We start from the raw sequence: 22901 nt of genomic DNA, 5'->3' as shown, positions 1-22901 counted from the left end.
TGGTAGCTGACTTATATATTTATTCAGGACATTAATTAACATTTGCTACATTATAATTTCTTTTAATTTACAACCTCGCGTTTAGCCGCCTTTTCCCCGTCTATTAAGTTGTGCATTAAATGCTACCTTCAATTTTTATCATATAAATTAAAATATATTTTATATATAAAAATCAAATAATTACTCTTAATAACCCTGTTTTTTATAGTGTTTAATAGGACAAGCCGCTCGTCCAATATGATCTATATCAATTTTCACTAAATACTCCTTTGTTAGTATCTCTACGACAATTTTTTATGGGAGTACGTTAGTGTGAATACTGACAATCCTTTCAATTTATTATTGCCGCCGGCCATGGCGAAAGTAGCCGAAGAAGCGGGTGTCTATAAAGCCACAAAACATCCACTCACCACGTTTTTTCTGGCGATAAACGCAGGCGTCTTTATCTCTATCGCCTTCGTTTTTTATATTACCGCCACTACCGGCACCGCCGATGTCCCGTACGGTTTAGCCAAGCTGGTAGGCGGGCTCTGTTTCTCGCTGGGATTAATACTGGTGGTCGTTTGTGGTGCCGATCTTTTCACCTCGACCGTTCTGATTGTTGTCGCTAAAGCCAGCGGCCGCATTAGCTGGGGGCAGCTGGGCAAAAACTGGCTGAACGTTTATATCGGCAACCTGTTTGGCGCACTGTTTTTCGTCGCCCTTATCTGGTTTTCCGGCGAACACCTCGCCGCTAACGGCGCATGGGGCCTGAATGTCCTGCAGACCGCCGACCATAAGATGCATCACTCTTTTCTGGAGGCGGTTTGCCTGGGTACGCTGGCTAATTTGATGGTCTGCCTGGCTATCTGGATGAGCTATTCCGGCCGCAGCCTGACGGACAAAATGATCGCCATGATTTTACCGGTCGCAATGTTCGTCGCCTGCGGCTTTGAACACAGCATCGCCAATATGTTCATGATCCCGATGGGTATTGTCATTCGCGACTTCGCCTCGCCCGAGTTTTGGCAGGCCACCGGCGCGACGGCCGCTCAGTTTCCAAACCTGACGCTGAGCCACTTCGTTATCGACAACCTGATTCCGGTGACCCTCGGCAACATCATCGGCGGCGGCCTGCTGGTGGGATTAACGTACTGGGTTATTTATCTGCGCGGCCACGCCGCTCACTAGCCGCCCCGACGCAACGTATTCGCCCCGGCAGGCAAGGCGCCCTGCCGGGGCAAAAAAAGAACTTTTATCAGAAGGTAGGTATATTATGACCGAGCTCAATGAAAAACTGGCTGCTGCCTGGGAAGGTTTCACCGCAGGCGAATGGCAGAAATCAGTTAACGTTCGCGATTTCATTCAGAAAAACTACACGCCTTATGAAGGTGATGAATCCTTCCTGGCTGGCGCGACCGACGCGACCACGCAACTGTGGAACAAAGTGCTGGAAGGCATCAAAATCGAAAACCGCACCCACGCGCCGGTTGATTTTGATACTGATGTCGCGGCCACTATCACCTCTCACGATGCAGGCTACATCGACCAGAACCTGGAAAAAATTGTCGGCTTGCAGACTGACGCGCCGCTGAAACGCGCGCTGATCCCCTTCGGTGGTATCAAAATGGTGGAGGGCTCCTGCAAAGCCTACAACCGCGAACTTGATCCGCAGCTGAAAAAAATCTTCACCGAATACCGTAAAACCCACAACCAGGGCGTTTTCGACGTCTATACCCCGGATATCCTGCGCTGCCGTAAATCAGGCGTGCTGACCGGCCTGCCTGACGCCTACGGCCGCGGCCGTATCATCGGTGATTACCGTCGCGTCGCGCTGTACGGCATCGATTACCTGATGCAGGACAAATTCGCGCAGTTCGCCTCGCTGCAGAGCGATCTGGAAAACGGCGTTAATCTGGAGGCGACTATCCGCCTGCGTGAAGAGATTGCGGAACAGCATCGCGCTCTGGCGCAGCTGAAAGAGATGGCGGCAAAATATGGCTGCGATATCTCCCGTCCGGCGACCAATGCGCAGGAAGCAGTACAGTGGACCTACTTCGGCTATCTGGCCGCCGTGAAGTCACAGAACGGCGCAGCGATGTCCTTCGGTCGTGTCTCTACCTTCCTTGATGTCTATATCGAACGTGATATGCAGGCAGGCAAGCTGACTGAAGAGCAAGCCCAGGAGCTGATCGATCACCTGGTAATGAAACTGCGTATGGTGCGCTTCCTGCGTACACCAGAGTATGATGAACTCTTCTCCGGCGACCCGATTTGGGCGACGGAATCTCTGGCGGGCATGGGCGTAGATGGCCGTACCCTGGTGACCAAAACCACCTTCCGTTTCCTGAACACCCTGTACACCATGGGGCCGTCTCCGGAACCGAACATGACCATTCTGTGGTCAGAACAGCTGCCGATCAATTTCAAAAAATACGCGGCGAAAGTCTCTATCGACACCTCATCGGTACAGTATGAAAACGATGATTTGATGCGCCCGGACTTCGATAACGACGACTACGCCATCGCCTGCTGCGTCAGCCCGATGATCGTCGGCAAACAGATGCAGTTCTTCGGCGCGCGCGCCAACCTCGCCAAAACTCTGCTCTATGCAATCAACGGCGGCGTTGACGAAAAAATGAAAATGCAGGTCGGCCCGAAAGATTCGCCGATCACCGACGACGTGCTGGAATTCGACACCGTTATGGCGCGCCTCGACCACTTTATGGACTGGCTGGCGAAACAGTATGTCACGGCGCTGAACATCATCCACTACATGCACGACAAATACAGCTATGAAGCTGCGTTAATGGCGCTGCATGATCGTGACGTTTACCGCACCATGGCCTGCGGCATCGCCGGTCTGTCCGTTGCGGCGGATTCCCTGTCAGCGATTAAATATGCCAAAGTTAAACCGATTCGCGATGAAGACGGTCTGGCGGTGGATTTCGAAATCGAAGGCGAATACCCGCAGTTCGGCAATAACGACCCGCGCGTAGATGACCTGGCCTGCGACCTGGTAGAACGTTTCATGAAGAAAATTCAGAAACTGACAACTTATCGCAACGCCGTGCCGACACAGTCCGTACTGACCATTACCTCTAACGTGGTTTATGGTAAGAAAACCGGCAACACCCCGGACGGCCGTCGCGCAGGCGCACCTTTCGGACCGGGCGCCAACCCGATGCATGGCCGCGATCAGAAAGGCGCCGTCGCCTCGCTGACCTCCGTTGCTAAACTGCCGTTCGCTTACGCGAAAGATGGTATCTCCTATACCTTCTCTATCGTACCGAACGCGCTCGGTAAGGATGACGAGGTACGTAAAGCCAACCTCGCCGGCCTGATGGACGGTTACTTCCATCACGAAGCGGAAACGGCGATTGAAGGCGGGCAGCATCTGAACGTCAACGTCATGAACCGTGAAATGCTGATGGATGCGATGGATCACCCGGAGAAATATCCGCAGCTGACCATTCGCGTTTCAGGCTACGCGGTGCGCTTTAACTCGCTGACCAAAGAGCAGCAGCAGGATGTGATTACGCGTACTTTCACGCAGTCACTGTAATTCCCTCCGCTAATAAAAGGCTCCTGCGGGAGCCTTTTTACCAGCAAGCCTGGTTTGCCAGAGATCCCGATGCGGGTCATCTGGCAAAACAGACTCAACTTAACGCAGCAGCCCGTAAAGACTGCGTCACCTGCCAGGCAGGTTCACTTTGGAGAACTCATCGCAATGTCTACTATCGGCCGTATTCACTCATTTGAATCCTGTGGCACCGTTGATGGTCCCGGTATCCGCTTTATCACCTTTTTCCAGGGCTGCCTGATGCGCTGCCTTTACTGTCATAACCGCGATACCTGGGATACGCATGGAGGCAAGGAAATCACGGTTGAAGAACTCATGAAGGATGTTCTCTCCTATCGCCACTTTATGAATGCGTCAGGCGGCGGCGTCACCGCCTCCGGCGGCGAGGCTATCCTGCAGGCCGCTTTCGTGCGCGACTGGTTCCGGGCGTGCAAAGCGGAAGGGATCCATACCTGTCTGGATACCAACGGCTTCGTGCGCCGCTACGATCCGGTGATTGACGAACTGCTGGAGGTGACCGATCTGGTGATGCTCGATCTGAAACAGATTAACGATGACGTGCATCAGATCCTGGTCGGCGTTTCCAACCATCGCACTCTGGATTTCGCGCGTTACATCGCCAAAAAAGGCATTCGCACCTGGATACGTTACGTCATTGTACCGGGCTACACCGACGACGATGATTCAGCGCATCGCCTTGGCGAGTTTACCCGTGATATGAAGAACGTCGAGAAAATCGAGCTGCTGCCCTACCATGAGCTGGGTAAGCACAAATGGATTGCGATGGGCGAAGAGTACAAGCTGGACGGCGTTAAGCCGCCCAAAGCGGAGACCATGGATCGCATCAAGCATATCCTGGAAGGCTACGGCCACAAGGTCACCTATTAAGTGACCACTCCACAAAAAAGGGCGACCTGCGTCGCCCTTTTTTATGTTTACTGCTTAAACGGCATTAAGCCTGCGCCACCGGCGTAACATGATGATCCGCTTTGCGCAGCAGCATCACTAAATAGACCAGCGCCACTGCCGCGATCATCACAAACAGCAGCTGGTCAGAATAGTTCTGCATCAGCATTGCCGTCATGCTCGGCCCTACCAGGCTGCCGATGGTATAGCTCAGCAGCAGCGCCTGATTCATCGGCACCAGTTCATGATGCTTAACCGTCTCGCAGGCCCACGACATCGCTACCGGATAGAGCGTAAAGCCGGCGGCACCCAGGATAAACAGCGCCGGCACCATCGCCGCGTTGCCCAGCATGGCGATAGCGCCGAGAATAACGATAAACACCTGTACGCGCAGCACCAGCAGACGGCCATAACGGTCTGCCAGGCGTCCTACCGGCCACTGACCGACGATGCCGGCGCTGACCAGCAGCGCCATCCAGTAGCCTACGTTGGCGTCGCTGATGCCCTGATGAGAAAGATAGAGCGGCATCAGGCCGTACAGCGATCCCAGCACAATACCGGAAATAATGCAGCCGTTGATGCCCAGCCTTGAGCTGCGGCGACGCAGCATCGGCCAGATACGGCCCGGCGCGCCGTCATCTTCACTGGCTGCCGGCGTGATCTTCATAAAGATAACCGGCAACACGCCAGTCACGATCACCGCCGTAACCCACGGCAGAACATGCAGCAGGCCCGTAGGCATCTTGCTGACCATCAGCTGTCCGGCCACGGTGCCCAGGTAATAGACAATCATATAGGCCGCCAGCAGCTGGCCGCGATTACGCAACGTCCCGCTACAGAGCAAAGCGCTCTCCACGACTACCCAAATCCAGGCGCAGCCGATGCCCGCCGCCAGACGCCACAGCGTCCAGCTCCAGAACCCTTCATTCATCCCCAGCGCCGCTGTCGAGACGGCAAACACCAGCGATGCGAGATAATAGCTGCGGTTAAAACCGTAATGCTTAATCAGCCAGCCGGCCAGTAGCGTACCGATGAGGTTACCGGTGTAATAGGATGAGCTAACCATGCCTACCTGCCAGGTTGGCAGACTGTCATGAGTCAGCCACAGGGGCACCAACGTATTAAGCACGGCAATAGATACCGTTAACAGCAGCAGGCCGCAGAGCAGCAGCACAACAGGACGAGACCAGGTGGACATCGGTAAAATCACAGGGAAGCGAGAGAAAGTGCGCGAATATTGCCACTCCTGTTTTTAATGTCAATGCGCGCAATTTCGTGGTGGCACAATTTGCTTTAGGGCGATTTAATTCTTTTATCTATAACAGCGCAGCGGCGATACATTTGGCCCGTCTCGCTGTGAAATAATCTTTTAATTCAATGCATTGACTAAAAAAGAGCCGGTATAAGTCGATATATTTATTTTTTTGTTCTTTATTCTTATCGCGCATCGTCACGGAGAATAACGTACCGTCGGCAAGGGTGCCGTCCGGTTATTAATGGGTCAAATGCTGCCCTTTAAAGAGCTGGCTTATTTCTGCCCAGGAGCCAGCCTGTTTCTTTCGCACCTGTAAAAAAGCCCGCCATCAGGGCGGGCTTAATAGCAGCGAGCGCGTGTTTAACCAATCATGGTCAGGCCGCCCATATAGGGACGCAACACTTCCGGCACTTCAATACGGCCATCCGCCTGCTGATAGTTTTCCAGCACCGCCACCAGCGTACGCCCTACTGCCAGGCCGGAGCCATTGAGCGTATGAACCAGACGCGGTTTCTTATCCTGCTTGCTGCGGCAGCGCGCCTGCATACGACGCGCCTGGAAATCCCACATGTTGGAGCAGGAAGAGATCTCACGGTAGGTGTTCTGCGCCGGCAGCCACACTTCCAGATCGTAAGTCTTCGTCGCGCCCGCGCCCATATCGCCAGTGCAAAGCAGCACTTTGCGGTACGGCAGGTTCAGCAACTGCAGCACTTTTTCCGCATGGCCGACCAGCTCTTCCAGCGCCTGCATGGACTCTTCCGGACGGACGATCTGCACCATCTCAACCTTATCAAACTGGTGCATGCGGATCAGCCCACGCGTATCACGGCCATAAGAACCCGCTTCAGCGCGGAAGCATGGCGTATGGGCAGTGAGTTTAATCGGCAGCGATTCTTCTTCAACGATCTCATCGCGTACCAGATTGGTGAGCGGCACTTCTGCCGTCGGGATCAGCGCATAGTTGCTGCTGTCCGCCTCTTCTTCCAGCGGACGAGTATGGAACAGATCTTCGCCGAACTTCGGCAGCTGGCCGGTGCCATATAAAGTCGCATGGTTAACCAGGTACGGCACGTAAGTTTCGGTATAACCGTGCTGCTGGGTGTGCAGATCGAGCATAAACTGGCTCAGCGCGCGATGCAGACGCGCGATCTGCCCCTGCATTACCACAAAGCGCGAGCCGGTAAGCTTCACCGCGGCAGCAAAATCAAGGCCTTTCGCCATCTCGCCAAGGTCGACATGATCGCGTACCGGGAAATCGAACTGGCGCGGCTCGCCCCAGCGGCTCACTTCCTGGTTTTCAGTGTCATCTTTACCCAGCGGCACTTCATCCGCCGGCAGGTTAGGCAGCGCGAGAGAGAAATCGCGGATCTCATTCTGCAAAGCATCCAGCTCGGCTTTCGCCGTGTCCAGACGCTCGCCCAGCGCGTTCACTTCCTGACGCAGTGGCTCAATATCTTCTCCGCGCGCTTTAGCCTGCCCGATGGATTTGGAGCGGGCATTACGCTCAGCCTGCAGGTTTTCGGTTTCCACCTGCAGCACTTTGCGACGCTCCTCAAGCGAGACGAGCGTTTCCACATCCAGTTTGAATCCTCGGCGTGCCAGTTTTTCTGCGACTGCGTCTGGCTCGTTACGCAGCAGATTGGGATCGAGCATGCTTATCCTGTGCTTACTGTGATTAAAAAAAGGTTGTTGAACCAAAGCGTTCCTTCAGGGTCCACCTGGCTATTGCGCTAACCTTACCGCAACGTCTGAATTAGCGGTAGCGTTTTGTCGGGCTATTTTGATCCTGCTCCGACAGCCAGGCGAGCTTTTCGCCAATTTTTCCCTCCAGCCCGCGGCTGGTGGGCTGATAGTAGCGCGTCTGCGCCATTTCCGGCGGAAAATAGTCCTCGCCGGCGGCATAGGCGTTGGGTTCATCGTGCGCGTAGCGATACGCTTTGCCAAGCCCCATCTCTTTCATCAGGCGCGTCGGCGCGTTACGCAGATGCTCCGGCACATCAAAGTCGGGCTTCTCGCGCGCGTCGCGCAGTGCCGCCTTAAAGGCGGTATACACCGCGTTGCTTTTCGGCGCGCAGGCGAGATAGACAATCGCCTGCGCAATGGCGCGTTCGCCTTCTGCCGGACCGACACGGGTAAAGCAGTCCCACGCGGCTATCGCCACCTGCATCGCGCGCGGATCGGCGTTGCCGACATCCTCAGAAGCGATCGCTAACAGGCGGCGCGCCACATAGAGCGGATCGCCGCCGGCGGTGATAATACGCGCGTACCAGTAGAGCGCTGCGTCCGGCGCGGAGCCGCGCACCGATTTATGCAGCGCAGAGATCAGATCGTAATAGCGGTCGCCTTTGTTATCAAAGCGCGCGGCACGCTCGCCGGAAACCTCATTCAACAGCTGCGGCGTCAGCGTGCGCTTGCCCTGCGCATCGCTTTCCGCCATATCCGCCATCATCTCCAGCGTATTCAACGCGCGGCGCGCATCGCCATTGACCAGCTCGGCGATCATGCGTCGGGTGGCTGGCGGCAAATCGATATCTTCCTTGCCCAGACCCCGCTCGCTATCGGTCAGCGCCTGCTCCAGCACTGTCTCGATCTCTTCCGTGGTCAGCGATTTCAGCAAATAAACGCGCGCCCGCGACAACAGCGCGGAGTTCAGTTCAAAAGAGGGGTTCTCGGTGGTGGCGCCGATAAAGGTGATAGTGCCGTCTTCAATGTGCGGCAGGAAAGCATCCTGCTGGCTTTTGTTGAAGCGATGCACCTCGTCGACAAACAGGATGGTACGGCGCCCCGCCTGACGATTCTGACGCGCGCGCTCGATAGCTTCGCGGATCTCTTTGATGCCGGAGGTCACTGCGGAGATGCGCTCGACATCGGCGTTGCCGTAGCGGCCAATCAGTTCGGCCAGCGTGGTTTTCCCGGTACCGGGCGGCCCCCAGAGGATCATCGAATGCAGATGGCCCGCTTCGATGGCACGCGTTAAGGGTTTGCCGGGCGCCAGCAGATGCTGTTGCCCGATATAGTGTTCCAGCCGGGTTGGCCGCATCCGCGCGGCCAGGGGCTGAAACTGCTCTGTCGAAAAATCAAGCGAGAGATTACTCAACTCCACCTCACTGACGTTGGTCGTCTACCGTCACCCCTTTTGGTGGCGTAAAGGTAAATTTGTCGGCGCTGACCGGGCCGTTGTTCTGGCTTTTCAGCGAATAGCTGCTGCGCTGGCCATCCTGCTCAACGGCGCTGAACTGATTAATGGTGCCGTTGCCGGAGACGTTAATCATAAACTGTTTCAGATTACCGGCGCTGGTCTTCGGAGTCAGCTCAAAGGTATCGCCCTGCTGTTTAACGTTATATTGCTGCCAGTCGCTGCGCTGGTTACGCGCAATCAGCATAAAGGGCGTGTTGCTGGTGGCGCTGTTCAGCCAGGTGGCGCTAACCTGCTCAACGAAAGGATTATAGAACCACAGGGTTTTGCCGTCCGACACGATCACGCTCTCGTCCGGCGCGGTCATATGCCAGTTAAACAGGTTGGGACGTTTAACCCACAGCTCGCCCTCGCCTTCCTGCACGTTGGAGCCGCTGCCGTCGGTCACCTTTTGGCTGAAGCTGGCATGGAAGCTGCTCACCTTATCCAGGCGCTGCTGTAATTCACTGGAGGCATCGGCCAGCGCGCCGGCTGAAGTCAGTGCTGAAAGTAAACCGCAAGCAAGTACTAATTTTTTCATGACTACCGATTCCTTTTTTAAGTCGTTTTATCCCGCAACTAAGCGGCGGCCTTATTACACATTAGACTGACAACACGCTTCCCGACAGGAGAATATGCTGAAAGCGCCGCAGCTGGCGCTGTCTGGTGCTTAAATAAACAACGGGCCGGTAAATCCGGCCCGTTTACTCTCTGACAGCGCAAAGGCCGTTTTATTACATTTCGTGCGGCGGCGGCGCCAGCACTTCGCGGTTGCCGTTATGACCCGGCGGGGAAACGATGCCCTGCACTTCCATCTGCTCGATAATGCGCGCGGCGCGGTTGTAGCCGATGCGGAACTGTCGCTGCACGCCCGAAATCGAGGCGCGGCGTTTTTCCACCACGAACGAGACTGCCTGATCGAACAGCGGATCCAGCTCCTCGTCGCCTTCCAGCCCCAGGCTGCCGCCTTCGCCCTCGTCGCCAGCGGTGATGCTGTCGATATATTGCGGGCGTCCGCGCGCTTTCCAGTCCTGTACCACGGCGTGGACTTCCTGGTCACGCACAAAGGCGCCGTGAACGCGCACCGGAATCGAGGAGTTCGGCGGCATATAGAGCATATCGCCCATGCCCAGCAACGATTCGGCGCCGCCCTGATCGAGAATGGTGCGCGAGTCGATTTTGCTCGATACGGTAAAGGCAATACGCGTCGGGATGTTGGCCTTAATCAGACCGGTAATCACATCCACCGATGGACGCTGTGTCGCCAGCACCAGGTGAATACCCGCCGCACGCGCTTTCTGCGCCAGACGCGCGATCAGCTCCTCTACCTTCTTACCGACCGCCATCATCAGATCGGCGAACTCATCCACCATCACCACGATATAAGGCAGTTTTTCCAGCGTCGGCGGCAGGGTATCCATGCTGTCGCCCGGCTTCCAGAACGGATCAGGGATCGGCCGGCCCATCGCTTCCGCCAGTTCGATCTTCTCGTTGTAGCCCGCCAGGTTACGCACGCCGAGGGCGGACATCAACTTATAGCGGCGCTCCATTTCGCCGACACTCCAGCGCAGCGCGTTCGCCGCATCTTTCATATCGGTGACCACTTCCGTCAGCAGATGAGGGATGCCCTCATAAACTGACAGCTCCAGCATTTTCGGGTCGATCATAATAAAGCGCACCTCTTCAGGGGTGGCTTTATAGAGCATGCTGAGGATCATGGCGTTGACGCCGACCGATTTACCGGAGCCGGTCGTACCCGCTACCAACAGGTGTGGCATTTTCGCCAGATCGGCCACCACCGGCTGACCGGCGATATCTTTACCCAGCACCACCGACAGCGGAGAAGGATTATCACGGAAGCTGGCGCAGTCCAGCACTTCGCGCAGATAAACAGTCTGACGGCGTTTGTTCGGCAATTCCAGGCCAACGTAAGGCTTGCGGGGATCACTTCCACTACGCGCACCGCGACCGCCGACAGCGAACGCGCCAGGTCGCGTGACAGGTTGGAGATACGCGCGGCTTTGACGCCCGGCGCCAGATCCAGCTCGAAACGCGTGATAACCGGGCCCGGGGAGATGCCAACCACTTCCGCCTTGACGCGATAGTCGCCCAGGCGCGCTTCCACCAGACGGGCAGTTTGCTCCAGCGCAAACATATCCACCGGCTCTTCTTCGGCTGGCGGCGAGGTCAGCAGGTCAAGCGTCGGTAGCGGCGTCGTTGGCTTATGCAGCGGCTGCTCATGACGCATCAGGAACGGATGGATCAGGCTATCGCTCAGTGAAGCTGGCGCCTCCGTTTCCGGCTCCTCCGGCTGCGCTGCCGGCGCGAATGATGCCTGCGGCGCTGAAGAAGCGTGCGGTGCTGTCGCGTTTGGCTGCGCTGCCGGCGCGAATGATGCCTGCGGCGCTGAAGAAGCGTGCGGTGCTGTCGCGTTCGGCTGCGCTGCCGACGTGAAGGGCGCCTGTGGCGCACTTTGCCAGGCAGACGGCGCGGCGGCTACCGGAGAAGCCGGAGCGGATGTCTGCGGCGCCGGTACGACAACGTCAGGCTCACGGTGATAATGCGGCTCGGCAGGCTCAGCTGGCTGCTGCCACTGCGGCTCAACCGCCGGCAGCTCCGGTTCAGGCGTTGCGGCAATGGTAAACAGCGGCTCGCTTGGGCCGTCATCCACCAGATCTTCCATCGGCGAAAAGTCGAAAGCGGTCGCGGGATCGAGGGTAAAGCCCATGGCTTCACGCGGCGGTGTCGCCTCGCTCTGCGGCGGCTGATAGCCGGCGTCAGGCGCTGGTGCAAACGGCGCGGGAGCGCGTTCCTGCGGCTCCGGCGCAGCCTGTTGAGACGGCGTCACTTGAGACGGTATGGCCTGAGACGGCTGCGGTTGCGCATAACGTTGCTGCTGTTGCTGAGCAAACTGCTGCGCCAGCGCGGCCTGCTCCGCTGCGCCCTCATCATCTTCACTGACAAACGCTTCGCCGTAGCGCGCTTTTTGCTGCGCCATAAAGGCATCATGCAGCTGGGCCTCTTCCTGCCCGGCGGCCTGTTCTTCATCCTGCTGCGGCACGACCTGCTGCTGCGCCTCCTGGCGGGCTTTCTCTTCCGCCAGGCGCTGAGAAGGTAATTTGATACCGTAGGAAGCCAGTTCGCGGCGCGTAGGCAGTTTAACCGGCTTCGGACGCGGCAGCTCAGGGCCGATGCCCTGCTTAATCTGCGGGTTGCTCTCTTCGGGCGCGCTGGCAGGCATAAAGGAGGCGGCCATCGCGGAAGACGCGGCGCCTGCTGCTGCGGCGGCGACGTTCTGGCCCGTGGCCGACGTTGCCGCATCCTGCCAATTCCCCATTTGCGGGCCGTCATCGTCATCAATATGCGGCGTAAAGGCGGCAGTATGCTGCGGCATTTCAAACCGGTAACGCGGTGGCTCGGTGCCCTCGCTTTCCGGCTGAACGCCGTTATTCGCCTGCGGCTGGGACGCAACGGCAGCTCCCAATGTAGCAGGCGTGCCAGCAGCGGCGCTGTGCTGCGGCTGAGCAGTGCCTGGCTGCGGGGCGGCGGTTTGAGACAGCGCCGGAGCAGTAGAAGCGGCTGCACTCACCTGAACAGCGGACGCGGCAGCACTCGCCTGAACGACAGACGCGGCACCGCCCGCCTGAGCGGCGGATTGCGTCACGGTGGCCGACGACGGCGCAACAGGCGCCATCGTCTCGCTGGCCGCTCCGTCCTCTTCGGCGCGGGCGAACAGCGGATCATCCGCCTCGTCGAGGTCGTCAGCGGCAGAAAGCTTACGCGGCGGCGCCAACAGCACGTCATCTTCTTCTTCAAGCTGTACGACGCGTTTGATGACCGGCGCAGGCGCCTCTTCTTCCTCATCATACCAGGCTTCGTCCTGACGCGAGCGATTGCTGGCGAAGGTCAGTACACCCATCACCACCGCGCCGATTTTTTCAGCGATCGTCAGCCATGACCAGCCGGTATAGAGCGTCAGACCGGCGGCCCAGACGCAGAGCAGCGCCAGCGTTCCGCTGGCGCCGTTAAGGTAAGGCGTCATCGCGCTGCTGACCAGGCTGCCGATAACCCCGCCCGAGGCGAAGTACCAGATATCATCCGCATTCAGCGCCGCGAGGCCGCAGGTGGTCACCACCAGCGCCAGCACGCCGATCAGGCGCAGGCCGACAGCGAAATAGTCGATATAGTCCTGGCGATCGCGCTGACGGAAAGTAATCCAGCACAACCCCAGAATCACCGGCGGAATGGCATAGGCCATCACGCCAAAAATGAACAGTAACGTATCGGCCAGCCAGGCGCCGACGTTGCCGCCCAGGTTATGGATGGGTTCGTGCCAGGCGGTCTGCGACCAGCTGGGATCGGAAGGATTGAAACTAACCAGCGCCACCATCAAATAGACAGCAAAGAGCGCGACGAGAATCAGCAACGCTTCGAGCAGACGGCGACCACTACTAAGCGGCTTAAGAGACACTTCTTTATCTTCTGTATATTCCTGGCTCAAGAGAACTCTCCAGGTACCTGTAAACTATGAAGGAAACAGCGCCGGGCTAGCCGACGCTGTGCCTGTATGAATTCACAGGAGTGTACCGAATACCACCAGGTTTTGCACCTGCCCTGTGTTACCGCGTTTTGATCACCAGACGATTGCTCTGCTTCACCTCTTCCATCACCACATAGGTGCGCGTATCGTTAACGCCCGGCAGGCGCAGCAGGGTTTCACCCAGCAGTTTACGATAGGCGGACATATCCGGCACGCGGGTTTTCAGCAGGTAATCGAAATCACCGGAAACCAGGTGACATTCTTGAGTTTCCTCAAGTTTTTGCACGGCGGCGTTAAATTGTTCAAACACGTCGGGGGCGCCGCGATTCAGAGTAATCTCAACGAAAACCAGCAGCGAGGCGTCAAGATAGTGCGGATTGAGCAACGCGGTATAGCCGAGAATAAACCCCTGGCGCTCCAGGCGGCGTACGCGTTCAAGGCACGGCGTGGGTGATAACCCAACGCGTTTGGAAAGTTCAACGTTAGAGATGCGACCATCCTTCTGCAGCTCGTTCAGGATATTTCTGTCGATTCTGTCGAGGTCTTTACCGGGGCGTTTTTTATTGTCTACCATTATTATTGTCTCTCTTCATTCCTTCCCTTTACCTGCCATACCCTGAACGCAGTCACTGTGCAGGGTCTTTCGTAAGTGAAGACATAGAGCCTGTTGCTGTTGCAGCGCCCATCCGCATGACGCATGCTGTCTGTCCACACCATGCGTCATTACGGATGACAGGCTGAGTTTATCCGGCGTTAAACGTAAAAAGTGGTATGAAACCCTGTTCACATAGCCCAAATATTCTCTGCTTCCCACAATGTTTTCGCAAAAGCGCAGGCGATTGTCAAAGCAAAACATTGAAAATCAGGAGAACATGCCAGCCCACAGCCAGCGCGGCTGATTTAAACCGGATATTTTGGGCGTTTTATCTAAGCTTTATCGCTTACATCCCCTTTTTAACCGCCAATCCTTCTGCCGCCCGGCGCCCATCGATTAAACCTTTTGCATCAATTGTTAACAAAATCGCAGAATGCTTTTTTTGCGCCGGTAAATTCCCTACAATCTGGCCCCATGTTGCCAGTAAATTAATGAGGATCTCATGGGCACGGCCAAACACAGTAAATTGCTTATTCTGGGCTCAGGTCCGGCGGGCTATACCGCAGCCGTTTACGCTGCGCGCGCTAACCTGAATCCGGTGATGATCACCGGTCTGGAAAAAGGCGGTCAGCTAACCACGACGACCGAGGTTGAGAACTGGCCTGGCGATCCCAACGATCTGACCGGCCCGCTGTTGATGGAGCGGATGCATGAGCATGCGTTGAAATTCAACACCGAGATTATTTTTGATCATATCCATACCGTCGATCTGCAGAATCGTCCGTTTCGTCTCACTGGCGACAGCGGCGAGTACACCGCCGATGCGTTGATTATCGCCACCGGCGCTTCTGCGCGTTACCTCGGCCTGCCTTCCGAAGAGGCGTTCAAAGGCAAAGGCGTTTCCGCCTGCGCGACCTGCGACGGTTTCTTCTATCGCAAGCAAAAGGTTGCCGTGGTGGGCGGCGGTAATACCGCCGTGGAAGAGGCGCTCTACCTCTCCAACATCGCCTCTGAGGTGCATCTGATCCATCGCCGCGACACCTTCCGCGCCGAGAAAATCCTGATTAACCGCCTGATGGAAAAAGTGAGCAGCGGCAATATCATACTGCATACCGATCGCGAGCTGGATGAAGTGATGGGCGATCAGATGGGCGTTACCTCGGTGCGCCTGCGCGCCACGCAGAATCCGGCGCAGACGGAAGTGGTAGATGTCGCGGGCCTGTTTGTCGCTATCGGCCACAGCCCGAACACCGCTATTTTCGCCGGTCAGCTGGAGCTGGAAAACGGCTACATCAAGGTACAGTCCGGCCTGCATGGCAACGCGACGCAGACCAGCATCCCGGGCGTGTTTGCCGCCGGCGACGTGATGGACCATACCTACCGTCAGGCGATCACCTCCGCCGGCACCGGCTGTATGGCTGCGCTGGATGCCGAACGCTATCTGGATGGTTTGGTTAAAAACGATAAGTAACTTGTTAATTAGCTGATCTTATTTACCCAAGGCGACCGTTGAACAGTCGCCTTTTTTCTTGCCGCCATGCTACATTGCCAGCGCCTCTGCAGGCATATTCCCTGGCGATATCGGCCAGCCTGTTTTTCAGATGAAACGGCCCCGGATGGAAAAGAAACGTCAACACCAACTTACCCGCTGGCTGCGTCAGCAGCGCGTTCACGCACGCCCCTGGACTACCCTCTCTACCCTGCTCGGCTTAGCCAGCGCTCTGCTGATTATCGCCCAGGCCTGGCTGCTGGCGACGCTGATGCATCAGCTAATCAGCGCCCACCAGCCGCGCGAGCAGTCTCTGTCCGCAATGCTGCTGCTGTTACTCTGCTTTGCTCTGCGCGCGCTGCTCAGCTGGCTGCGCGAACAGGCTGGCTATCGGGCAGGCGAGCAGATACGCCGTGCGCTGCGCAAGCAGGCGCTCGATCGGCTGCAGCAGCTCGGCCCCGCCTGGATTCAGGGTAAACCTGCCGGCAGCTGGGCGACGCTACTGCTGGAACAGCTGGAGGAGATGCAGGACTATTACGCCCGCTATCTGCCGCAGATGAGCCTTGCTGTTCTGATCCCCGCGCTGATTTTAGTGGCGATTTTCCCGGTCAACTGGGCCGCCGGACTGATTCTGCTGGCGACGGCGCCGTTGATCCCGCTGTTTATGGCGCTGGTCGGCATGGGCGCCGCCGACGCGAACCGACGTAATTTCCAGGCGCTGGCGCGGCTGAGCGGCGATTTCCTTGACCGGCTGCGCGGGCTGGATACGCTACGGCTGTTTCATCGCGGCGCAGCAGAAACGCGCGCCATCGCCACCGCCTCGGAAGATTTCCGGCAGCGCACCATGGAAGTGCTGCGGCTGGCGTTTCTCTCCTCGGCGGTGCTGGAGTTTTTTGCCTCCCTCTCTATCGCCATTGTCGCCGTCTATTTCGGCTTCTCTTATCTGGGCGAGCTTGATTTCGGCCACTACGGCCAGCCGGTGACGCTGTTTGCCGGTTTTCTCGCGTTGATTCTGGCGCCGGAGTTTTTTCAACCGCTGCGCGACCTCGGCGCTTTTTATCACGCGAAAGCGCAGGCGGTGGGTGCGGCTGACGCGCTGCATCATTTTCTCACTTCTCATCCGGAGCCGGCGCCGGCGCAAGGCGCGCAGATCTTAGCGACCGATCGGCCACTTCATATCGAAGCTGCAGAATTGGTGATTACGGCACCGGACGGCGCGGTGCTGGCCGGGCCGCTCAATTTCACGCTGCCGCCGGGTCGTCGGGTCGCACTGGTCGGCCAGAGCGGCGCCGGCAAAAGCTCGCTGATAAACGTGCTGTTGGGTTTTCTGCCCTACCAGGGCTCGCTGCGCGTCAACGGTTATGAGCTGCGCGAGCTACAGCGACGCAGCTGGCATCAGGCTGTCGCCTGGGTAGGGCAAAACCCACATCTGCCAGGCGCCACGGTGCGCGATAACCTGCTTAACGGTCAGCAGGTTTCCACGGCGCAGCTGGAGGCGGTCCTGACGCTGGCGGGGGTAGCAGAGTTTATTGCGCGGCTGCCGCAGGGGCTGGACAGCGCCATCGGCGACCAGAGCGCGGGCCTTTCTGTCGGCCAGGCGCAGCGTATTGCGGTGGCGCGCGCGCTGCTGAAGCCGTGCTGTCTGCTGTTGCTGGATGAGCCGGGTGCCAGTCTGGACGCGCGCAGCGAACAGCATGTGATGCAGGCGCTGCGCGCCGCATCGCATCAGCAAACCACGCTGATGGTGACCCATCAGCTTAATGAGCTGGCGCAGTGGGATGAAATCTGGGTGATGCGCGACGGCCAGCTTGTTCAGCGCGGCAGCTGGCAACAGCTAACCCAACAGCAGGGTGCCTTTACCGCCCTGCTGAGCCACCGTCAGGAGGAACAGTCATCATGACCACTCTGCGACCTTTTCTGCGGCTCTATCGCCGTCATTTCTGGCGGCTGGCGCTTGGCATCGTGCTGGCTATTGTGACGCTGCTGGCCAGCGTCGGACTGCTGACCCTCTCCGGCTGGTTCCTCGCCGCTTCGTCGCTGGCGGGCGCCGCCGGGCTCTACAGCTTTAATTACATGCTGCCTGCGGCGGGCGTGCGCGGCGCGGCTATCATACGCACCGTTGCGCGCTATTTTGAGCGGCTGGTCAGCCATGACGGCACCTTCCGCGTGTTGCAACATCTGCGCGTATTCACTTTCAGCCGTCTGCTCCCACTGTCGCCGGCGGGCCTGGCGCGCTTTCGCCAGGGCGACCTGCTTAACCGTTTTGTCGCCGATGTTGATACGCTCGATCATCTCTATCTGCGCATCATTTCGCCTTTTGTCGGCGCGTTGATGGTGATTATCGTGGTAACGGTCGGCCTGAGCTGGCTGGACCGCGCGCTGGCACTGACGTTGGGCGGCATCATGCTGCTGACATTGCTGTTGCTGCCACCGCTGTTTTACCGTATCGGCCGTCCGGCTGGCGAGACCATTACCGCGCAGCGCGCGCGCTACCGGCTACAGCTGACCGGCTGGCTGCAGGCGCAGGCGGAACTGGCGCTCTACGGCGGCCTCGAGGCGAGCCGCGCGCGACTGGACGAAACCGAAGCGCGCTGGCAGCGGGCGCAGCGTCGTCAGGCGAGCCTGACGGGCCTGTCGCAGGCGCTACTGCTGCTGATCAGCGGCGCAACGGTGACGCTGCTGCTCTGGCTCAGCGCGGAAGGCGTCGGCCAGTGGTCGCCGCCGGGCGCGTTGATCGCGCTGTTCGTTTTCTGCGCGCTGGCGGCCTTCGAAGCGCTGGCGCCGGTAGGCGCGGCGTTTCTGCATCTTGGCCAGGTTTTCGCCTCCGCCAGCCGTATCCAGCAGATTATCGGCCAGCCATCTGGCGTGCGCTTTTCTGAAAAGCAGCCCGTTTCTTCGGCGGCGCGCGGCGCGCTGGCGGTTATCGATGTCAGCTTCTCCTATCCCAACGCCGTGACGCCGGCGCTGCGTCACCTGTCGCTGCGGGTTCAGCCGGGCGAAACCGTCGCGCTACTGGGCCCTACCGGCTGCGGTAAAACCACGCTGTTACAGCTGCTGACACGCGCCTGGGATCCGCAGGCAGGCGAGATCCATCTTGGGCAGCAGCCGCTGAGCGAATGGAGCGAGCCTGCGCTGCGTGCGGAAATTAGCGTCGTCAGTCAGCGGGTGCATCTGTTTAACCAGACGCTGCGCGATAACCTGCTGCTGGCCGCGCCCGACAGCAGCGACGATGCGCTGCGCGCGGTGCTGGCGCAGGTCGGGCTGGAAAAACTGCTGAGCGGCGAGCAGGGTCTGAACGCCTGGCTCGGCGAAGGCGGCCGTCAACTTTCCGGCGGCGAGCTGCGGCGTCTGGCGATTGCGCGCGCGCTGCTGCACAATAGCCCGCTGATGCTGCTTGACGAACCAACGGAAGGGTTGGATGCTGAAACGGAAAAACATATCCTGGCGCTGCTGGCGCGCGTCACCGCGAACAAAACGGTGATAATGGTGACCCACCGTCTGCAGGGCCTGAGTGACGTCGACCGGATTTACGTCATGGATGACGGCGAGATCATTGAGCAGGGAAGCCATCAGGCATTGATGTCAAAACGCGGCCGCTACTGGCATTTTCAGCAGCGGTTTACGCTATAGTCATAGCTCTCGACACTGCGGGACATACCAGAAATGCGACTGATTCAGCTCTCACGCGAATCGCTTAATTTTCCGCCGCCGGAAATGGCGCTGCGTGAACCCAACGGCCTGCTGGCGATGGGCGGCGATTTAAGCCCGGCGCGCCTGCTTAACGCCTATCACCGCGGCATTTTCCCCTGGTTTTCGCCGGGCGACCCGATCTTATGGTGGTCGCCCGATCCGCGCGCCGTGCTGCTGCCGGATGGCTTTCACTTCAGCCGCAGCATGAAGCGCTTCCATCGCCGCTCGCCCTACGCCGTTACCATGAACCGCGCCTTTGCCGAGGTGATTGAAGGCTGCGCCAGCGCACGCGATGAAGGCACCTGGATCACCCCGGAGGTTAAACGCGCCTGGGGACGTCTGTACGATCTGGGGCATGCCCACTCGGTCGAAGTCTGGTTCGACGAAGAACTGGTCGGCGGCATGTATGGCCTGGCGTTGGGGCAGATTTTCTGCGGCGAGTCGATGTTCAGCCGTCGCGAGAACGCGTCGAAAACCGCGCTGCTGGTCTTCTGTCAGCACTTTAAGCAGCATGGCGGCCAGCTTATCGACTGCCAGGTGCTGAACCCGCATACCGCGTCACTCGGCGCGCGCGAGATCCCGCGCATCGACTATTTGCTGGCGCTGAGCCGGCTGGCGCAGGCTCCGGTTAGCGAGGCGTGCTGGCAGAGCGGGACGCTTTTTGCCGACGGAAACATGTTTTACACGCAACCGTGATGAATAGTGGTATAATAGGAAAGTTTGGTATGTCGTCCGTTTATCGCGTCAGCGCATCGGAATTACCAGGCTGGGAATCACCATGCATCTCTAGAACTGTTATTTCTGGTTATGGCCGGTTAACAGATTCTTAGCCGCTGTTCCCCCTCGCTAGCGTCACTGTCATCAGACGACGAAGGTTATGCCTGTGTGCTGCGCTACAGGTGCATGCGGGCGTTGGTATAATAGCCAACTATTCTTTACATAATTCGTGGAATTCGGCATTATCTTGCCGGTTCAAAACTTGGAAGTCCACCCAGAGGATTCGATGGCCAAAGAAGACAATATTGAAATGCAGGGTACCGTACTTGATACGTTACCTAACACCATGTTCCGCGTGGAATTAGAAAACGGACACGTGGTTACCGCTCATATCTCCGGTAAAATGCGCAAAAACTACATCCGCATTCTGACGGGCGACAAAGTCACTGTTGAGCTGACCCCGTACGACCTGAGCAAAGGCCGCATTGTCTTCCGTAGTCGTTAAGAGAAGTGCTGCGTTAATGCCGATATTAACGCCTGACTGATAAAAAAAGGCCGGATTTTCCGGCCTTTCGCATTTCTGACGTTTACCGTTATCACCAACGGAAAAAAGGCCGGAGCGATCCGGCCTTTTGTTTTGCTGCCCCGGCGCCGGGCTTAATGCACGGTGCCTTCGGTTTTGCGCTTCTCGGCGCTGACGAAATGGTAGGTCAGCTGGTTTTTCTCTTTATCGAGCGCCACCGAAACCGATCCCCCTTCCACCAGCGAGCCAAACAGCAGCTCGTTCGCCAACGGTTTTTTCAGGTTTTCCTGCACGGTACGCGCCATCGGACGAGCGCCCATCGCTTTGTCGTAACCTTTCACCGCCAGCCATTCACGCGCTTCGTCGCTCACTTCCAGCGAAACGCCCTTCGCATCCAGCTGCGCCTGCAGTTCCACGATAAACTTATCCACCACCTGATGAATAACCTCCGCGGAGAGGTGATCGAACCAGATGATATTGTCGAGACGGTTACGGAACTCCGGTGTAAAGATCTTCTTGATCTCTTCCATCGCATCGGTGCTGTTATCCTGGTGGATAAGGCCGATCGATTTACGCTCGGTTTCACGCACGCCGGCGTTGGTGGTCATCACCAGTACCACGTTGCGGAAATCTGCCTTGCGTCCGTTGTTGTCGGTCAGCATGCCGTTATCCATCACCTGCAGCAGCAGGTTAAAGACGTCGGGATGCGCCTTTTCAATCTCATCCAGCAACACCACCGCGTGCGGATGCTTGATTACCGCATCGGTCAGCAGGCCGCCCTGGTCGAAACCGACATAGCCCGGAGGCGCGCCGATCAGGCGGCTGACGGTATGACGTTCCATATACTCGGACATATCAAAACGCAGCAGCTCAATGCCCAGCGCTTTCGCCAGCTGAACTGTCACTTCGGTTTTACCGACCCCGGTCGGCCCGGCGAACAGGAATGACCCGACCGGTTTACGATCGTGGCCCAGCCCGGCGCGGCTCATTTTGATCGCCTCAGTCAACGCCTCGATAGCGTTATCCTGCCCGAACACCAGCATTTTCAGCCGCTCGCCGAGATTTTTCAGCGTATCACGATCGGTCGCGGAGACGCTTTTCTCCGGAATACGGGCGATACGCGCCACAACCGATTCGATATCCGCGACGTTGACGGTCTTTTTACGCTTGCTGACCGGCATCAGCCGACTGCGTGCGCCCGCTTCATCAATCACGTCAATCGCCTTATCGGGCAGATGACGGTCGTTGATATATTTCACCGCCAGCTCTACTGCCGCACGCACCGCTTTTGCGGTATAGCGCACATCGTGATGCGCTTCGTACTTCGGCTTCAGCCCGTTCAGGATCTGTACCGTTTCGTCAACACTCGGCTCAGTGATGTCGATTTTCTGGAAACGACGCGCCAGCGCGCGATCTTTCTCAAAAATGTTGCTGAATTCCTGATAGGTCGTGGAACCCATCACGCGAATTCGTCCGCTCGACAGCAGCGGTTTGATCAGGTTAGCGGCATCAACCTGGCCGCCGGACGCGGCGCCGGCGCCGATGATAGTATGGATCTCATCGATAAACAGGATGCTGCTTTCATCCTGCTCCAGCTGTTTCAGCAATGCTTTAAAGCGTTTCTCAAAATCGCCGCGGTATTTGGTGCCAGCCAGCAGCGAACCGATATCAAGCGAATAGATAGTGCAATCTTTCATCACTTCCGGTACATCGCCCTGCACAATACGCCAGGCAAGACCTTCGGCAATCGCGGTTTTACCGACGCCCGACTCACCCACCAGCAGCGGGTTATTTTTACGACGGCGGCAGAGTACCTGAACCGTACGCTCCAGCTCTTTGTCGCGGCCGATCAGCGGATCGATACCGCCAACGCGAGCAAGCTGGTTAAGATTGGTGGTGAAGTTTTCCATACGCTCCTCCCCGCCTGCCTGCTCTTCGTTGATCTGATTTTCCGGACCCTGCGACTGGCCCGGCTCATCTTTACGCGTGCCGTGGGAGATAAAGTTCACCACGTCGAGACGGCTGACTTCGTGCTTGCGCAGCAGATAGGCCGCCTGAGACTCTTGCTCGCTGAAAATGGCCACCAGCACATTCGCGCCGGAGACTTCACTACGGCCGGAGGACTGAACGTGGAAAACCGCACGCTGCAAGACACGCTGGAAGCTGAGCGTCGGTTGCGTATCGCGCTCTTCTTCCGTCGCGGGCAGCACCGGCGTGGTTTGTTCGATGAAGGCTTCGAGCTCCTGACGCAGAGCCACAATATCCACCGTACAGGCTTCCAGTGCCTCTCTGGCCGACGGGTTGCTGAGCAGTGCCAGCAACAGATGCTCGACGGTCATAAATTCATGACGGTGCTCACGCGCTCTGGCGAAAGCCATGTTTAAACTGAGTTCCAGTTCTTGATTGAGCATTAGGCACCTCCCCCAATTATCGCCCTACAGTTCATGCC

General features: G+C 57.7%; 15 protein-coding genes and 2 pseudogenes. 8 read left to right on the top strand and 9 right to left on the bottom strand.

The window, feature by feature from the left end; genetic code table 11:
• Positions 1 to 312: 312 nt before the first annotated feature.
• The 3 genes from focA (at position 313) to pflA (ending at position 4450) form a co-directional block, all read left to right on the top strand.
• Complete coding sequence (gene focA / locus C2E15_RS07615) at positions 313 to 1170, top strand: formate transporter FocA (protein WP_104956832.1); 858 nt, start codon at positions 313 to 315, stop codon at positions 1168 to 1170.
• 85 nt (positions 1171 to 1255) lie between these two features.
• The gene (pflB, locus tag C2E15_RS07610) at positions 1256 to 3544 is read left to right on the top strand and encodes a formate C-acetyltransferase (protein WP_104956831.1); all 2289 of its coding nucleotides are present in this window, start codon (positions 1256 to 1258) and stop codon (positions 3542 to 3544) included.
• Positions 3545 to 3709: 165 nt separating this feature from the next.
• A complete protein-coding gene (gene pflA, locus C2E15_RS07605) occupies positions 3710 to 4450 on the top strand; it encodes a pyruvate formate lyase 1-activating protein (RefSeq protein ID WP_104956830.1) in 741 nt (246 codons plus the stop codon).
• A 64-nt stretch (positions 4451 to 4514) separates the two neighbouring features.
• Here the strand turns inward: pflA and C2E15_RS07600 are convergent, their stop codons facing one another.
• The 8 genes and pseudogenes from C2E15_RS07600 to C2E15_RS21620 all read right to left on the bottom strand — a co-directional run bounded on the left by C2E15_RS07600 (position 4515) and on the right by C2E15_RS21620 (position 14553).
• Positions 4515 to 5666 carry an MFS transporter gene (locus C2E15_RS07600; RefSeq protein WP_104959114.1) on the bottom strand — a complete coding sequence of 384 codons (1152 nt, stop codon included), beginning with the start codon at positions 5664 to 5666 and terminating at the stop codon, positions 4515 to 4517.
• Between the two features lie 417 nt (positions 5667 to 6083).
• Complete coding sequence (serS, locus tag C2E15_RS07595) at positions 6084 to 7376, bottom strand: serine--tRNA ligase (RefSeq protein WP_104956829.1); 1293 nt, start codon at positions 7374 to 7376, stop codon at positions 6084 to 6086.
• 100 nt (positions 7377 to 7476) lie between these two features.
• Positions 7477 to 8820 carry a replication-associated recombination protein A gene (locus C2E15_RS07590; RefSeq protein WP_104959113.1) on the bottom strand — a complete coding sequence of 448 codons (1344 nt, stop codon included), beginning with the start codon at positions 8818 to 8820 and terminating at the stop codon, positions 7477 to 7479.
• A gap of 7 nt (positions 8821 to 8827) precedes the next feature.
• Positions 8828 to 9439 (bottom strand): outer membrane lipoprotein periplasmic chaperone LolA, encoded by a 612-nt coding sequence (lolA, locus tag C2E15_RS07585; protein ID WP_104956828.1) that lies wholly within the window; start codon positions 9437 to 9439, stop codon positions 8828 to 8830.
• Between the two features lie 193 nt (positions 9440 to 9632).
• A pseudogene (locus C2E15_RS07580) lies at positions 9633 to 12091 on the bottom strand (DNA translocase FtsK); the annotation flags it as partial.
• A 660-nt stretch (positions 12092 to 12751) separates the two neighbouring features.
• Positions 12752 to 13399, bottom strand: a pseudogene (locus tag C2E15_RS22320) (DNA translocase FtsK 4TM domain-containing protein); the annotation flags it as partial.
• A 118-nt stretch (positions 13400 to 13517) separates the two neighbouring features.
• Complete coding sequence (gene lrp, locus C2E15_RS07575) at positions 13518 to 14012, bottom strand: leucine-responsive transcriptional regulator Lrp (RefSeq protein ID WP_017347019.1); 495 nt, start codon at positions 14010 to 14012, stop codon at positions 13518 to 13520.
• A gap of 367 nt (positions 14013 to 14379) precedes the next feature.
• Positions 14380 to 14553, bottom strand: a complete 174-nt coding sequence (locus C2E15_RS21620; RefSeq protein ID WP_167391842.1) for a hypothetical protein — start codon at positions 14551 to 14553, stop codon at positions 14380 to 14382.
• On the opposite strand from C2E15_RS21620, the gene trxB reads away from it, so the two are divergent.
• From trxB to infA, 5 genes are all read left to right on the top strand, one after another.
• Entirely contained in the window at positions 14536 to 15504 is a 969-nt protein-coding gene (trxB, locus tag C2E15_RS07570) for a thioredoxin-disulfide reductase (RefSeq protein WP_104956827.1), read from the top strand. The genes C2E15_RS21620 and trxB overlap by 18 nt on opposite strands.
• Positions 15505 to 15649: 145 nt before the next feature.
• Complete coding sequence (cydD, locus tag C2E15_RS07565) at positions 15650 to 17422, top strand: heme ABC transporter permease/ATP-binding protein CydD (protein WP_104956826.1); 1773 nt, start codon at positions 15650 to 15652, stop codon at positions 17420 to 17422.
• A complete protein-coding gene (gene cydC / locus C2E15_RS07560; protein ID WP_104956825.1) occupies positions 17419 to 19152 on the top strand; it encodes a heme ABC transporter ATP-binding protein/permease CydC in 1734 nt (577 codons plus the stop codon). The genes cydD and cydC overlap by 4 nt, the downstream gene beginning before the upstream one ends.
• Before the next feature lie 33 nt (positions 19153 to 19185).
• A complete protein-coding gene (gene aat / locus C2E15_RS07555; protein WP_104956824.1) occupies positions 19186 to 19908 on the top strand; it encodes a leucyl/phenylalanyl-tRNA--protein transferase in 723 nt (240 codons plus the stop codon).
• A gap of 307 nt (positions 19909 to 20215) precedes the next feature.
• The gene (infA, locus tag C2E15_RS07550; RefSeq protein ID WP_002211347.1) at positions 20216 to 20434 is read left to right on the top strand and encodes a translation initiation factor IF-1; all 219 of its coding nucleotides are present in this window, start codon (positions 20216 to 20218) and stop codon (positions 20432 to 20434) included.
• A gap of 152 nt (positions 20435 to 20586) precedes the next feature.
• On the opposite strand, the gene clpA is transcribed toward infA, so the two are convergent.
• Entirely contained in the window at positions 20587 to 22863 is a 2277-nt protein-coding gene (gene clpA / locus C2E15_RS07545) for an ATP-dependent Clp protease ATP-binding subunit ClpA (protein WP_104956823.1), read from the bottom strand.
• Positions 22864 to 22901 lie beyond the last annotated feature (38 nt).

The organism is Mixta gaviniae (assembly GCF_002953195.1).
In the GTDB taxonomy this organism is placed as follows: domain Bacteria; phylum Pseudomonadota; class Gammaproteobacteria; order Enterobacterales; family Enterobacteriaceae; genus Mixta; species Mixta gaviniae.
Note: the sequence above shows the minus strand (reverse complement) of the source record. Positions and strands in the feature narration are given on the sequence as shown.

Coding starts and splice junctions, on each gene's coding strand:
- pflB (WP_104956831.1), top strand. CDS start 1,256: ATGACCGAGCTCAATGAAAAACTGGCTGCTGCCTGGGAAGGTTTCACC.
- pflA (WP_104956830.1), top strand. CDS start 3,710: ATGTCTACTATCGGCCGTATTCACTCATTTGAATCCTGTGGCACCGTT.
- C2E15_RS07600 (WP_104959114.1), bottom strand. CDS start 5,666: ATGTCCACCTGGTCTCGTCCTGTTGTGCTGCTGCTCTGCGGCCTGCTG.
- serS (WP_104956829.1), bottom strand. CDS start 7,376: ATGCTCGATCCCAATCTGCTGCGTAACGAGCCAGACGCAGTCGCAGAA.
- lolA (WP_104956828.1), bottom strand. CDS start 9,439: ATGAAAAAATTAGTACTTGCTTGCGGTTTACTTTCAGCACTGACTTCA.
- lrp (WP_017347019.1), bottom strand. CDS start 14,012: ATGGTAGACAATAAAAAACGCCCCGGTAAAGACCTCGACAGAATCGAC.
- trxB (WP_104956827.1), top strand. CDS start 14,536: ATGGGCACGGCCAAACACAGTAAATTGCTTATTCTGGGCTCAGGTCCG.
- cydD (WP_104956826.1), top strand. CDS start 15,650: ATGGAAAAGAAACGTCAACACCAACTTACCCGCTGGCTGCGTCAGCAG.
- cydC (WP_104956825.1), top strand. CDS start 17,419: ATGACCACTCTGCGACCTTTTCTGCGGCTCTATCGCCGTCATTTCTGG.
- aat (WP_104956824.1), top strand. CDS start 19,186: ATGCGACTGATTCAGCTCTCACGCGAATCGCTTAATTTTCCGCCGCCG.
- infA (WP_002211347.1), top strand. CDS start 20,216: ATGGCCAAAGAAGACAATATTGAAATGCAGGGTACCGTACTTGATACG.
- clpA (WP_104956823.1), bottom strand. CDS start 22,863: ATGCTCAATCAAGAACTGGAACTCAGTTTAAACATGGCTTTCGCCAGA.